This is a genomic window from Mucilaginibacter sp. 21P, from assembly GCF_019331605.1.
Lineage (GTDB): Bacteria > Bacteroidota > Bacteroidia > Sphingobacteriales > Sphingobacteriaceae > Mucilaginibacter > Mucilaginibacter achroorhodeus.
This window is the reverse complement of sequence record NZ_CP063061.1, coordinates 1-15,053: the sequence shown is the minus strand read 5'-3', so window position 1 is coordinate 15,053 and position 15,053 is coordinate 1. Positions and strand designations below refer to the sequence as shown.

The following is a 15,053-nucleotide window of genomic DNA, read 5'->3' as shown; positions in this document are numbered from 1 at the left end:
TGAAGTTTAGACTTTAGGATTTAAGATAATGCAAAACATACTTTATAACATCAGTCAGGTTTTAGGCATCAGCATAGTGCACTCGCTATGGCAGGGCTTATTAGTGTATTTCCTGTTAAAGCTTACTTTAACGGTGTTTAACACAAAGCTTAACCCGGCCGAAAAATATTTAGTGTCAGTAGCTGCTTTGTTTGCTATAAGTATCTGGTTTGCTGTTACCCTCATCAACGAGGTGCAGGCGTATAATTGGCTCAATAAGCCTACAACGCTGGCTAATATGCCTTTGCTGAAGGAACTGCCAAAATCTTTCAGAAATGTAAATGAGGATACCCTCCGTTACTATTACAACATCCAGGATTATATGCCCTACATCACAGCTGTTTATGTTGTGGGCCTGTTGCTAAATATAGTTAAAGTGGTGTTTTCGCACCGTCGTATCAAAGCTATCAAACGCAGCATGAGCCTGGGCGTACAGCTGCAATCGCAGATAAGCAAGTTTGCGGCAAAATTTGAAATTACCAAAAAAGTAAAGGTTGGCTTTAGCGCACTGGTTGATGTGCCCTGCGTTGCAGGCTATTTAAAACCGGTGATAATGCTGCCCGTAACACTTTCTACATACCTGGAAGCCGATGAGATTGAGGCTATCCTTTTACACGAGCTTGCACACATTAAACGTAACGACTACCTGGTAAACCTGCTGCAGCAAGTTATCACCACGTTGTTGTTCTTTAATCCCTGTGTATTGTTGATCAACAAAATAATTGGCGAAGAACGCGAGAACGCATGTGACGACATGGTAGTAAACGCAACCGCTACGCCGGTTATATACGCAAAAGCTTTGTTTAAGCTTGAACAAAGCCGCCAAAACCAGTTACAGTTAGCGCTGGCGGTAACAGGTAAAAAGTACCATTTGTTAAACCGAATTGAACGTATCATGAAAACTAAAAAACAAATTCCAAGCATTAGGCCAACGTTGGTTGCCATGCTTATATTAACCTTAAGTATTTGCAGTTTCGCACTTTTAAAACCAGAGATCGCACAGGGAAAAATGTCTGTTAAGGCTATTATGCCTGCAATAAAAAGCATCATCACAGCTGATACAGTACCAACAAAAGTAGGGGCGGCTACTAAGCCTGCTAAAGCCGGACGCGCCGACAAATCTGCTAAAGCAAAAGCCCCCGGCACTTTAAAATATAGGAACGATACTTACATTGACGGGGTGCGCTATAATGGCTTTAAAGATGCAGAGCTCGACAGGCTTAGCAAAGAAGTAGAGAAACATGGCAATGCTATTGGTAAATTTTATGAGAACGCAGATTTTAAAAGCACAACCGCCGAAATGGAAAAGATGGGCAAGGAGATGAGTGCTTATTATGAGAGCGATGCCATTAAACAAGCTACCAAAGCCCAGGAACTTGCCGCTGCAGATTATGAGAAATCATGGGCGGTAAAAGGTAAGGATATGGAAAAGCTGGGCAAGCAAATGGGCGAGATGGGCGACAAAATGGGTAAATATTACAACTCAAAAGAGTTTAAAGAACTTAACGCCCGCATAGCCAAAAAATACAACATTGACCCGGAAGCATCACATAATTTTAGCGACCGCGAAGACCCTAATTACCGTAAATATCAGCAGGAATTAGATCAGAACATCCCTGCCGATGTTAAGGGCCTGAGTAAACAGATGAAGGATCTGGGTACGCAGATGCGTGATATCTCGGGCAATCCCGACCTGATTAGACAGCAAAATGCTTTGCGCGATGCCGGCGAAAACATGCGTAAGGCTTTTGCCAGCAAGGATATGAAGGCCGTACAAGCTAAAATGCAAAGATTGAGCGAGCAAATGCGCGCTTACCAAACCAACCCGCAAATGCGTGAAGAGCAGCAAGCCCTGCAAGCGGCATCCAAGAAAATGCGCGATTACATGGCCACACCGGCGTTTAAAAAGAAACTTGCAGAGTACCGTGCAGCGCACCCTGATTATGGCTGGACAGACCGCGACCTGAAGGAAGAAGTTAAGGAAGCTCCTGAATCCAAAGAGCAACCAGAGGCCCAGTAGCAACCTGAACCTGTAGAGCAGAATTAGTGATTAGAGATTGGTCAATCCGAGATTAAAGCTTTACCGGTTACTGATCACCATTCACCAACTAATCCCAATAAAATTAGTAATTTAGTATCCTCATAAAAGGGGATACTTTTTTTATGCTTCAAAGGCTAACCATTCAAAACTACGCGCTGATAGATAACCTGGAGATCAATTTTGATAAGGGTTTGAACATTTTAACGGGTGAGACCGGTGCGGGCAAATCCATTATACTGGGTGCATTGTCGCTGATATTGGGTCAGCGAGCGGAGAGCCGTTATTTCTTCAATCAGCAAAAAAAATGTGTGATAGAGGGTGCGTTCAAAATAGAAGGTTTTCATTTGTCAGATTTTTTTGAGGATAATGACCTCGATCACGAGAGCGAAACGGTATTGCGTCGAGAGATCTCTGCCGATGGCAAATCCCGTGCTTTTGTGAACGATACTCCTGTTAACCTTAATACCCTAAAACAGCTTGGCGAAAAGCTGATAGATATCCACTCGCAGCATGCAACGCGTGAGATCAACGATCCTGATTTTCAATTATTGGTTGTTGATGGTGTTGCCGGTCATGAGAGTGTGTTGGGCGACTATCGAAGAAAATACCGTGCCTATAAAAAATCGTTAAGCCAATTACAGCAACTTATAGAGGATAACGATAAAGCCAAAGCCGACCTTGATTACTACCAGTTTCAGTTTGATGAACTGGAGAAAGCCGGCTTAGCAGCAGACGAGCAGGAAGGCCTGGAGAAAGAACTGGCTACCCTTAACAATGCGGAGGAGATTAAACGTAATCTGCTTGGCGCGCACTACCTGATGCATGAGGGGGAAACATCTGCCATTATTCAATTACGCGAGTCGAGCCAACAGCTTGGGGGCATCGAAAGATACAACACTGAGGTAGAGGCTTTGAATGAACGACTGAAAAGTGCGCTGATAGAACTCAAAGACATTGCTGCAGAAATAGAAACCATTGAGCAACGCACCTTTACTGATGAGGCCCGGGCCGAAGAGGTAAACACGCGTTTGAGTTTGATTTACAATCTGCAAAAGAAACATCGCGTAAGCACCAACCAGGAGCTTTTGGAGATCCAAAACGATCTGTCTGAAAAGATCCAGCAAGCCGTGTTTGGCGACGAGGCCGTAGAAAAACTCCAACAACAAATAGATGCTGCTAAGCAGGAGCTGCAACAATTAGCGGAAACGCTATCTGCCAACCGCAGAATTGCGATCCCGGTTATACAGGATAAAGTATTGGCTACCCTTGCCGAAATGGGTATGGGGAACTCGGCATTACATATAGAACAATCTGCAGTGGAACTCAGTCCAAATGGTATTGATTCTATTCGCTTTATGTTCTCTGCCAACAAGGGCCATGCGCTGGCAGATATGAGTAAGGTAGCATCAGGCGGTGAATTAAGCCGCTTAATGCTGAGCATCAAATCCATCATTGCAGAATACACCGCATTACCTACTATTATTTTTGATGAGATAGATACAGGCGTTAGCGGCGAAGTAGCCAACAAAGTTGGTTTAGTAATGGAACGCCTGTCGCAAAACCTGCAGGTGATCACTATCACCCACCTGCCGCAAATAGCAGGCAAGGGTAGCAGCCACTACTTTGTATATAAAGATAATAGTTCTGATGTGACCCAAACCCGACTTAAGAAACTCAGCAATGAAGAGCGCATAACTGAAATAGCCAAAATGCTAAGCGGGGACAACCCGGGCGAAAGCGCGTTGCAGAATGCGAGGGAGTTGCTTGCGCTTTAATGCTTTCTTGTCATTCTGATCGATCGCGAAGAATCTATTGTATGCATGTATATCTGCGAAAGAATGCTTCACTGCGTTCAGTATGACAAGTATTAAACTGCAAACTAATTTTATAACTTTACAGCTTCAAACCAAACTTAAAATAGATGGCTTACAATTTATTAAAGGGCAAAAAAGGTATCATATTTGGCGCGCTTAACGAGCAGTCGATCGCCTGGAAAGTAGCACAACGCTGCCACGAAGAAGGCGCGGAAATAGTGTTAACAAACTCTCCGCTGGCTTTACGCATGGGCGAATTAAATAAACTTGCGGAAGAATGCAATGCGCCGGTTATCCCCGCCGATGTTACCAGCACCGAAGATATAAACAACCTGTTCACTAAATCTTTAGAACATTTTGGTGGCGGTGTAGATTTTATCCTGCACTCTATAGGCATGAGCGTAAACGTACGCAAGGGTTTGCCTTACGCTGAAAACAACTATGAGTTTACCCACAAAGGTCTTGATATATCGGCATTAAGCTTTCACCGTGTGCTGCAAACAGCCATGAAAATGGATGCCATCAACGAGTGGGGATCTGTACTGGCGCTCACTTACATAGCAGCCCAGCGCGTATTCCCTGATTATAACGATATGGCCGATAATAAAGCTTACCTGGAAAGCATCGCCCGCAATTTTGGTTACCAGTATGGTGTTAAAAAGCACGTGCGTATCAATACCGTGTCGCAATCACCAACCCGTACTACCGCAGGTAGCGGCGTAAAGGGTTTTGACGGCTTTATTAATTATGCTGAGAAAATGAGCCCGCTTGGTAACGCTGATGCAAACCAATGTGCTGATTACTGTGTAACCTTATTCAGCGACTTAACCCGCATGGTTACCATGCAGAATTTGTTCCATGATGGTGGTTTCTCCTTCACCGGGGTTACTCAGGCTGTGATAGAACAAATGGAAAAATAATTAGAACTTCCGCATAAAAAAAAGCCCTTGCCATTTGGCAAGGGCTTTCCTTTATAAAATATTTACTTAATCGTTTGAGTCGATCAACACGACTTTAACGGTCATAGCGCCAGGATTGCTGATAGGAGGGTTTGCACCGTCGTAAGCTTGTGCTAACAGTTGTAACTGACCCGGCTGATGACTGTAGCTATATGCTACCCCACCAAAAGTTTCAGGAATTTGCTCGTAAGTGCTCTCTCCATCTACAGATATGCTTACCAAAACACCGCCTTTAAGATGAATTTGATTGTCAAGCTCAGGAATATTTAAATTAGCATACCAGCTAACCCCGTCTGAAGTTTGTTTCCAATCGGTTGATTTTAGGTCAAAAACACGGGTAAGCGTGTTATTAGATACCACGGTTTCTTTTTTACATGATGATGCCGTAACTGCCAAAATAGCTACGCAAATAATAGATAGTAGTTTTTTCATAAATGTTTGTTGTTAATCCGTTAAGAAAACGGTTTTTGTAAGTGTTAATTGTTTTAATTGCCACTATAAATTCTATAATGGTTTGATCTGCGATTTTGTTTTATCACCGTATGAATAATTTTTTCTAAAAAGGTTTAATTAACTAAATATTTAGTTTAAATTAGTTTTATGTTCAAATGGTTTTTGTTTTTAATGGCGTTAGTTCCGGCATGCTGTTTCGGCCAGATCAATATCAGCGGGACGATAAGCGATGCCCTTTCAAACAAGCCTTTGCCCTCAGCCAGCGTTTTTTTGAGTAATGCTACAATAGGTGATAGATCTGATGCTGACGGCCGGTTTAAGTTAAAACGCGTACCACCCGGTAAGTACGAGTTGGTAGTCACGATAGTAGGTTACGAGCAATACCATCAAAACATAATTGTAGAAAATAAGGATATTGACCTGCCCGAGATAAAGCTGATCTCGAAAACCCTCTTACTCAAAGAGGTTACTGTAATGCCTAATAAAGATTGGGAAATGTATTACGCTATTTTTAAAAAGGAATTTTTAGGCGAATCGGCCATAGCAAAGCAATGCAAGATCAAGAATCCGGATGTGATAGATCTTGCTTATGACAAGAATACGAGAACACTTTCTGCATCCTCGTCTGATTTTATTGAAATAGAAAATAAAGCGCTCGGTTACAAAATGAAATATCTGCTGACCAAGTTTGTAAAAGACAATAGCAAAGGATGGTTGTATTTTGAGGGATCTGCATTGTATGAACCTTCAAATGGCAGCGAAAGTCAGCAGCGTAAGTGGATGAGGGCCCGCAAGGATGCTTACGAAGGATCTACCATGCATTTTCTTCGTTCGGTAATTAGCAATACCGTAGCCGAGAACGGTTTTATCGCGATGCGTTTGATCAGAAAGCCAAATCCTGCGTATAGGCCAGGGTCGCTTGTTGATAGATACTTACAAACTTTAGTTAACTCCCCCCTAAAAGCGAATGACTATACCAGCTTAACAGATAGAAAAGGGACCTTTGCCATTAAATTTGATAATTGCCTTTATGTAATGTATACTAAGCGTAAGGATATTTCAAGTGACGTTTATAAGACGCTTGATATGCCCAATTATCAAACAAGTATAGCATCATTTGGTGATGATTACCCTTTGTTTGATTGCAACGGCATAATTGAGAACCCTGCCACGGTGACTTTTGAAGGATATTGGGGAACGGCCCGCGTTGCAGAAATGCTACCGGTGGATTACAAGCCTTGAAAATATGAAATCTAATTTACAGAAGCTGATCAAAAAAAAGTTAGGACTTTTTATTTTGTTTTTACTGCCCTTAGTTAGCTTTGCTCAGTCAGTACTTCAAGGATCTGTGATAAACGAAGTAGATGGTAAGCCTCTGCCTGATGCCAGCGTATTTCTCAATAATACCACACTCGGGTCTAAAACTAATGCAGAAGGGAAATTTAGGATATCGTGCATTCCATCAGGGCAGTATGAATTAATAGTGAGCCTTATTGGTTTTAAAAGTTATAACCAAGTTGTCACTATAGACAGAAATACCGAAATCAACGGTGTTAAAATGACCCCTACAGTTACTTTGATGAACGAAGTGACAGTTAGCGGCAGCGATAAATACCGATCACGAAAACTGCGGATGTTCAAAGAACAGTTTTTGGGTGCATCTGGGTTTTCTAACGATTGCGAAATATCGAACCCCGAAATTTTAGTATTAAAATTCCAAAATCATCAACAGGTACTTACAGGTTATTCAAATGATTTTCTTGAGATAGAAAATAAAGCTACCGGTTATAAAATAAAGTATCTGCTTAATAATTTTAAGTTAGACAAGATAGCTTTAAACATAAGCTACGAAGGTTACGCTTTCTTTGAAGAACTTAAGGGTGATCCTAAACAAAAGGAATTATGGGAAAAGCACAGGCGTGCTATTTATTACGGTTCGCCTACTCATTTTTTACGTGTTGTGACCGCCGGTAAAGCTGATTCTGATTTTGTTGTAAGGCCATTTTGTATAAAAAAGATAGATACATTGGATAATCCTGTTTACAAAAGTATGCTCGACATTAGATTGGGTAATTCAGCTAAATACTATATGTTAAGATATGATACACTAACAACATCCAAATACGTCCATCCAACCAGTAATAGAGGCGTTTATGCTATTAGTTATCCTTACGATTTAGATGTTTTTTATTTCCCACCTGGTGTTCCACACAGTTTGGATGCTTACCATGAGCATGGTAATCGTGGGCAGATTGGAAGTTTTGATTTTATTAATAGTAACATTTTCTTTGACTACAACGGTAGGATTTTAAATCCTGACGGTGTATCATTACGATATAGATGGGGACGTGATAGAGTTGCTGAATTACTGCCATTAGGTTATAATCCGCCTTTACGTGAGCAAACGGCTAAAAGATAAGTTGTTGTTGTTTTAATAATAAAAAAGTCCGTCCAAATTAAATTCAGACGGACTTTTTATGCAAAGTTATTGATTAAATGTGCAGTTACTTCTGCTCTTCTTCTTTTGGCTCTTTGTTTTCGCCTTTTTGGTCTATCACTTTTATTTCGTTGGCTTCTTTATCATAGTCAACTAATAACGTGTCACCTTCGTGCATTTCGCCTTTAAGTATCTCTTCGGCAATTGGGTCTTCCAGGTATTTCTGGATGGCGCGTTTAAGCGGCCTCGCACCAAATTGCGAATCATAACCTTTCTCGGCTATAAACTCTTTGGCCTCTACAGTAAGTTCAATTTTATAACCCAAGCTGTTAACACGGCCAAACAGGGCAGCCAACTCGATGTCAATTATCTTAAAGATCTCGTCTTTGCCTAAAGAGTTGAATACGATAACGTCGTCAATACGGTTCAAGAACTCAGGAGCAAATGCGCGTTTTAAAGCGTTTTCGATAACCCCACGAGAGTGTGCATCTGCCTGTGTAGTTTTGGCAGCTGTTGTGAAACCAACACCCTGACCAAAGTCTTTTAACTGGCGTGCACCGATATTAGATGTCATGATGATGATCGTATTCCTGAAATCAACCTTGCGGCCCAAAGAGTCGGTCAACTGTCCTTCATCCAATACTTGAAGCAAGATGTTGAATACATCCGGGTGAGCTTTTTCGATCTCATCAAGCAATACAACTGCGTACGGTTTGCGGCGTACTTTTTCAGTAAGTTGTCCGCCTTCTTCATAACCTACGTAACCCGGAGGCGCTCCCACTAACCGTGATACAGCGAATTTCTCCATGTACTCGCTCATGTCTATCTGAATCAACGCATCCTCAGTATCAAACATAAAGCGGGCTAATTCCTTAGCAAGTTCAGTTTTACCAACGCCGGTAGGGCCTAAGAAAATGAATGAACCTATTGGTTTCTTGGGGTCTTTAAGACCTGCGCGTGTACGTTGTATAGCACGAGTAAGTTTTTTAATAGCATCATCCTGACCAATGATCTTACCGCTAATAGTAGTGTTCATGGCAAGCAGCTTAGCGCTATCAGCCTGGCCAACACGTTGTACAGGTATACCTGTCATCATGCTTACGACTTCGGCAACATTATCTTCGGTTACAGTGTAACGTTTAGCTTTGGTCTCAGCTTCCCATGCAGCTTTTGCCTGGTCAAGCTCTTCAAGCAAATGTTTTTCAGTATCGCGAAGTTTCGCAGCTTCTTCGTATTTCTGGCTGCGTACCACTTTGTTCTTCTCAATCTTGATCTGCTCTATCTTGGCTTCAATATCCAAAATGTTCTGTGGAACATGGATGTTAGTTAAGTGAACGCGTGATCCTGCCTCGTCTAAAGCATCAATAGCTTTGTCCGGTAAAAAGCGGTCGGTGATATAGCGTGTAGTTAAGCTAACACAAGCGTTTATAGCTTCGTCAGTATATGTTACACCATGGTGCTCTTCGTATTTTTCTTTGATGCGGTTAAGTATCTCAACAGTTTCATCCGGTGTAGCAGGTTCTACCATCACCTTTTGGAAACGGCGGTCTAATGCACCATCTTTCTCAATGTACTGGCGATACTCGTCTAAGGTAGTTGCACCAATGCATTGTATTTCGCCACGCGCCAAAGCAGGTTTAAACATGTTAGATGCATCTAACGAGCCCGAAGCTCCACCAGCACCAACAATGGTATGGATCTCATCAATGAACAGAATAACATCCGGAGATTTTTCTAATTCATTCATCACCGCTTTCATGCGCTCCTCAAATTGCCCGCGATATTTAGTGCCGGCAACCAGGGATGCAAGGTCAAGCGTAACTACGCGTTTGTTAAACAATACACGTGATACCTTACGTTGCACAATACGGAGTGCCAAACCTTCTGCAATGGCAGATTTACCAACACCCGGTTCACCTATCAAAATAGGATTGTTCTTTTTACGGCGCGATAAGATCTGCGACACACGCTCTATCTCTTTCTCACGACCGACAATAGGATCCAAACGGCCTTCTTCGGCAGCCTTGGTCAGGTCGCGGCCAAAGTTGTCCAATACAGGTGTTTTTGATTTGATATCTGATACCTTTTTAGGTTGAGTGAATGAGTCGTCTTCTTTAAAGTCGTCGTCACCACCGGTTGATGATCCCGGCATCTCGTCAGTTATATCGTTTTTGCTCGATTCTACTTCGCTCTTAAACACTTCGTAGTTTACGTTAAACTGCATTAATATCTGAGAGGCGATGTTGTCTTCGTCGCGAAGGATAGATAGCAGCAAGTGCTCCGTACCTATCACATCACTTTTAAATATTTTAGCTTCAAGGTAAGTTATCTTTAAAACCTTTTCTGCCTGTTTGGTTAACGGGATACTGCCTATATGTACATTTGTGCCAATTGTTCCTTTTACAGCATCCTCAACAGCACGGCGTAGTTTAGCGGTATCAACGGTTAGCCCTTTCAATAGTTTAATAGCCACACCGTCTCCATCACGGATAAGGCCAAGCAAAAGATGTTCTGTTCCAATATAATCGTGCCCAAGGCGTAGAGCCTCCTCGCGGCTGTATTGTATCACATCTTTAACCCGTGGCGAAAATTTAGCTTCCATATATACCTTTCTGATTATGATCGTCTTTTATCCAAATTGATTGTTATTCAGATAAGCCGATTTTGTTAAGTCTCATCAACAATATTGCCAACTTTTGATATGGCATTCAAACAGACAATTGAATGATAAATACCTTTAAAAGAAGACTTGATTATATGCCTTATTGTTTTGCAAAACCGCAAAAAACCGGTTAAACCTTAGTAACAAACGAATGAACTACTTACTATTTGATGTTGCATCGCTTGAATGGTTTAAGATAAATACCAAATTTATCTGAATTGCATCTGAGCGGGCAATTAGTCATATCACCATATGACAATACGGCATAGTATCAAATTTGCTTACAGCTATGCCTTATTAGCAAACCAAACGATTTACATTGAAAGATACAAATTATAAGATGAATTTGGGGTGAAAAATGTAAACACGGTGTTAATAAAGTACTTTTTTAAAGCGGCCTGCCTTTAACGTAGACCGGGTTAGCACTCTTTAGCCTTTCTTTTAGAAACTCAACATCCCTTATGTATAAAGTGTTATGTTCCTTTTTTCGCTCGCTTGATTTCAGTACTCGTGTGAGCGGGTCGTAATCCATTACCTTAAAGCCCAACGCGATCAATTGATCATGTATATTGTCATCGTTAAAACCATAACTTACACCGGCACCATTAAGCTCTATAATGATTGCTTTTAAGCCAGGGGAACTTAGCGTATTCATTCCACCCTTTAAAACTTCGGTCTCAAAGCCCTCAACGTCGATTTTTATTAATAGGGGAACAATGGAAGTTAAAACTCCATCAAGTGTTTCAACATTTACATCAATTACATCAGTATCATTATCAGTGGCTACATGATTGCCTGTATCGTAGCTCCGCGTAAATTTTAAGATGTCCTTTTTGCTGCCAAGCCCGATATTTAAAGCTGTTACCAGTTTACTGATTTGGTTTAGCTGGATGTTTTCTTTTAGATGGTGAAAAGTTTGCGGTACGGGTTCTACCGCTATGGATTTTGCGCCTATTTCGGCAGAAGCCAATATCGTATAACTGCCGATATTGGCACCCACATCCATAAACATGTCATGGGGCCTAAGCATATGAAGGAGGAAGGCCATATCTTCAAATTCATGAAGCCCGCAGTAAATATTCCCCGTAGCCCCTGTTAGGCCTTTCCAAACCCATAACTTGCTGTTTTTTGTGAATTTGTAAACAACAGGTTTACTGGATATTCTTGATGATAGCTGCCACTTTATAAAGCCGGCAAATGCTTTAAACCTGTGGTTTTTTGCAAATGGATGGTTTAGTATGAATTTGATGGTGCGCAGCATTATAATATCGGCTAAACACGCCTTTGCTTTTTGTGCTGAAAGATACAAATAACCATAATGTTAAAATGAATTTCTCCACCATTCCACATTTCAAATCATATATTTGCTCTCCCTAAGTAGAAATCTAAAATTTTATGGCTGACGAAAAAATAATTTTTTCAATGGCAGGCGTGAGTAAGGTTTACCCGCCGCAAAAAACAGTTCTTAAAAATATATATCTGTCGTTTTTTTACGGCGCCAAAATTGGTGTTATCGGTTTAAACGGCTCTGGTAAATCGTCGTTGTTAAAGATCATCGCCGGTATTGATAAAACTAACATAGGCGAAGTAGTATTCTCGCCAGGCTACAGCGTAGGTTACCTAAGTCAGGAGCCCGAGCTTGATCCTGAGAAAACTGTACGTGAAATTGTTGAAGAGGGCGTTGCAGAAACAACTGCTTTACTGAAAGAGTACGAGGAAATAAACGAAAAATTTGGCCTGGAAGAGTATTACAGTGATGCCGACAAAATGGATAAGCTGATGAACCGCCAGGGCGAACTGCAGGATAAAATTGATGCCACCAATGCCTGGGAATTAGATACCAAGCTTGAGCGTGCAATGGATGCGTTACGCTGCCCTGAGCCTGATACAAAGATCTCGGTACTATCCGGTGGTGAGCGCCGCCGCGTAGCTTTATGCCGTTTGTTGCTGCAAGAGCCGGATGTTTTATTGTTAGATGAGCCTACCAACCACTTAGATGCCGAATCAATAGATTGGTTGGAGCAACACCTGCAGCAATATAAAGGCACTGTTATAGCCGTAACGCACGACCGTTATTTTCTTGATAACGTTGCCGGCTGGATCCTTGAACTCGATCGTGGCGAGGGTATCCCATGGAAAGGAAACTATTCCTCATGGTTAGACCAAAAAGCTAAACGCCTTGCCGCTGAAGAGAAGAGCGAAAGCAAGCGCCAAAAAACTTTGGAACGTGAGCTGGAATGGGTGCGCATGGGTGCTAAAGGCCGCCATGCAAAATCAAAGGCACGTTTATCAAATTATGAAAAGTTGGCATCCGAAGAAACTAAAGAACGCGAAGAAAAACTGGAGTTGTTCATCCCTCCAGGCCCGCGTTTAGGTAACATTGTGATAGAGGCAAACAACGTTACTAAAGCCTACGGTGATAAAGTATTGTTTGAGAACCTGAGCTTCTCGCTACCACCTGCGGGTATAGTAGGCATCATTGGCCCTAACGGTGCCGGTAAAACTACTTTGTTCCGCCTGATAACTGGGCAAGACCAGCCGGACGCCGGTACTTTCCGTGTTGGGGATACCGTTGCGTTAGGTTATGTTGACCAGATGCACGATGACCTTGACCCTAATAAATCTGTTTGGGAGAACGTTACCGGCGGCACCGATAATATCATGGTGGGTAACCGTCCGCTGAATTCTCGTGCTTATGTATCGAAATTTAATTTTAACGGGGCCGATCAACAAAAAAAAGTTGGCGTATTATCGGGTGGTGAGCGTAACCGCGTTCACCTGGCAATTACATTAACCAAGGGATCAAACGTGTTGCTGCTGGATGAGCCTACAAACGATATTGACGTAAATACTTTGCGCTCGTTAGAAGAAGCACTTGAAAACTTTGGCGGTTGCGCCGTAATCATTAGCCACGACCGCTGGTTCCTTGACCGCGTGTGTACACACATACTTGCCTTTGAAGGTAACTCACAGGTTTACTTTTTTGAAGGTAACTACAGCGACTACGAAGAAAACCACCGTAAACGCGTTGGTGACGTAACCCCTAAAAGAATAAAGTATAAAAAGTTGACAGCTTAGTTATTGAGATTCAAGAATCAAGAGCCAAGAATCAAGACAAAAGATAAGCCTGGTTGCTGAGAAAGCAGACGGGCTTCTTTCTTTAGTAGCTTATTAACAACAAAGCCCCGCGATTGCGAGGCTTTGTTTGGTTTATAGTCGGTTAGGACATTTTTAGTTTCTTTTGGATATCGGCCACGTAGCCTTTGAATTTTTTATCAGTATCAATCAAATCTTCAACTGTTTGGCAGGCATAAATCACGGTAGAGTGGTCACGACCGCCGAAGAAATGGCCGATAGACTTTAATGAGCTTTTGGTATGTGCTTTAGCCAGGTACATCGATATCTGACGTGCCTGTACGATCTCGCGTTTACGGGTTTGTGACTTAACCATCTCAATAGGCACTTCAAAGTATTCGCAAACCAGGCTCTGGATATATTCCATTGAAATTTCCTTGGCAGAATTTTTTACAAAATTCTTAAGCATTTGCTTAGCCAGGTTTAAGTCTATCTCTTTGCGGTTAAGTGTTGATTGCGCCAGTAGTGATACCATTGCTCCCTCCAGTTCGCGCACGTTATTATCAATGTTATGTGCAACGTATTCAACCACCTCGTTAGAAAGCTCTATGCCATCCTGGTAGATCTTATTCTTAAGGATAGCCATGCGGGTTTCCAGGTCAGGAACCTGCAGATCGGCAGATAGGCCCCATTTGAAACGTGATAACAAACGCTCCTCTAAACCAGCAAGGTCTTTAGGGGCTTTGTCTGAAGTAATGATCAGTTGTTTGCCGCTTTGGTGCAGGTGGTTAAAGATATGGAAGAAGAAATCCTGCGTTTTCTCTTTACCTGCAAAATTGTGTACGTCATCCATGATCAACACATCAATTGCCTGGTAAAAATTCACAAAATCGTTGATGTTGTTATGTTTAAGGGCATCAACAAACTGCTGGGTAAATTTCTCACAGCTTACGTACAGTACCAATTTATCCGGCAGGGTGCGTTTAATTTCGTTACCAATAGCTTGCGCTAAGTGGGTTTTACCCAAACCAACACCGCCATAGATCATTAGCGGGTTAAATGATGTACCGCCTGGTTTTGCTGCTACGGCATAACCTGCCGAACGCGCCAAACGATTACAATCGCCTTCTACAAAGCTTTCGAAGGTGTAATTGCGGTTAAGCTGCGGATCAACATTAAGTTTTTTAAGGCCCGGTATTACAAACGGGTTCTTAATATCTTTATTTATCGAAATAGGTATCGGCATAGACTGATTCTTAGCTTCGGCACCATTTCCATTTGAGGGCATGTTAGTAGTGTACGGCTTTGGAGATGAAGACTGCTCTACAACAATGTTGTATTCTAATCTTCCTTCATCGCCCAGTTGCTTTTTAATGGTTTTGCGCAACAAGCCTACATAGTGCTCCTCAAGCCATTCATAAAAGAATAAACTTGGTACCTGTATAGTTAGAACGCTTCCTTCCATCCTTAAAGCTTTGATTGGCTCAAACCAGGTTTTAAAGCTTTGTGCCGGTATGTTATCTTTTATGATCTGAAGGCAACTATTCCAAACGTTAGTACAAGTTTTTTCCAT

General features: G+C 41.9%; 10 protein-coding genes. 6 read left to right on the top strand and 4 right to left on the bottom strand.

Going from position 1 to position 15,053, the window contains the following annotated elements:
- Nucleotides 1-28 precede the first annotated feature (28 nt).
- The 3 genes from INP83_RS00050 to INP83_RS00040 all read left to right on the top strand — a co-directional run bounded on the left by INP83_RS00050 (nt 29) and on the right by INP83_RS00040 (nt 4,814).
- A complete protein-coding gene (locus INP83_RS00050) occupies nt 29-2,059 on the top strand; it encodes a M56 family metallopeptidase (protein WP_219125813.1) in 2,031 nt (676 codons plus the stop codon).
- Nucleotides 2,060-2,202: 143 nt separating this feature from the next.
- Nucleotides 2,203-3,855, top strand: coding sequence for a DNA repair protein RecN (gene recN / locus INP83_RS00045; RefSeq protein ID WP_219125812.1), 1,653 nt, complete (start codon nt 2,203-2,205; stop codon nt 3,853-3,855).
- A gap of 146 nt (nt 3,856-4,001) precedes the next feature.
- Nucleotides 4,002-4,814 (top strand): enoyl-ACP reductase, encoded by an 813-nt coding sequence (locus INP83_RS00040; protein ID WP_146272500.1) that lies wholly within the window; start codon nt 4,002-4,004, stop codon nt 4,812-4,814.
- Between the two features lie 66 nt (nt 4,815-4,880).
- Here the strand turns inward: INP83_RS00040 and INP83_RS00035 are convergent, their stop codons facing one another.
- The gene (locus tag INP83_RS00035; RefSeq protein ID WP_219125811.1) at nt 4,881-5,285 is read right to left on the bottom strand and encodes a hypothetical protein; all 405 of its coding nucleotides are present in this window, start codon (nt 5,283-5,285) and stop codon (nt 4,881-4,883) included.
- 168 nt (nt 5,286-5,453) lie between these two features.
- On the opposite strand from INP83_RS00035, the gene INP83_RS00030 reads away from it, so the two are divergent.
- Complete coding sequence (locus INP83_RS00030) at nt 5,454-6,548, top strand: carboxypeptidase-like regulatory domain-containing protein (protein WP_219125810.1); 1,095 nt, start codon at nt 5,454-5,456, stop codon at nt 6,546-6,548.
- A gap of 4 nt (nt 6,549-6,552) precedes the next feature.
- Nucleotides 6,553-7,725, top strand: a complete 1,173-nt coding sequence (locus INP83_RS00025) for a carboxypeptidase-like regulatory domain-containing protein (RefSeq protein ID WP_219125809.1) — start codon at nt 6,553-6,555, stop codon at nt 7,723-7,725.
- 85 nt (nt 7,726-7,810) lie between these two features.
- Here the strand turns inward: INP83_RS00025 and INP83_RS00020 are convergent, their stop codons facing one another.
- Entirely contained in the window at nt 7,811-10,345 is a 2,535-nt protein-coding gene (locus INP83_RS00020) for an ATP-dependent Clp protease ATP-binding subunit (protein ID WP_146272507.1), read from the bottom strand.
- A gap of 448 nt (nt 10,346-10,793) precedes the next feature.
- A complete protein-coding gene (locus INP83_RS00015) occupies nt 10,794-11,666 on the bottom strand; it encodes an FkbM family methyltransferase (protein WP_219125808.1) in 873 nt (290 codons plus the stop codon).
- A 134-nt stretch (nt 11,667-11,800) separates the two neighbouring features.
- On the opposite strand from INP83_RS00015, the gene ettA reads away from it, so the two are divergent.
- Nucleotides 11,801-13,483: an energy-dependent translational throttle protein EttA gene (gene ettA / locus INP83_RS00010; protein WP_146272511.1), complete on the top strand. Its 1,683-nt coding sequence runs from the start codon at nt 11,801-11,803 to the stop codon at nt 13,481-13,483.
- A 142-nt stretch (nt 13,484-13,625) separates the two neighbouring features.
- Here the strand turns inward: ettA and dnaA are convergent, their stop codons facing one another.
- Nucleotides 13,626-15,053, bottom strand: coding sequence for a chromosomal replication initiator protein DnaA (dnaA, locus tag INP83_RS00005; protein ID WP_146272513.1), 1,428 nt, complete (start codon nt 15,051-15,053; stop codon nt 13,626-13,628).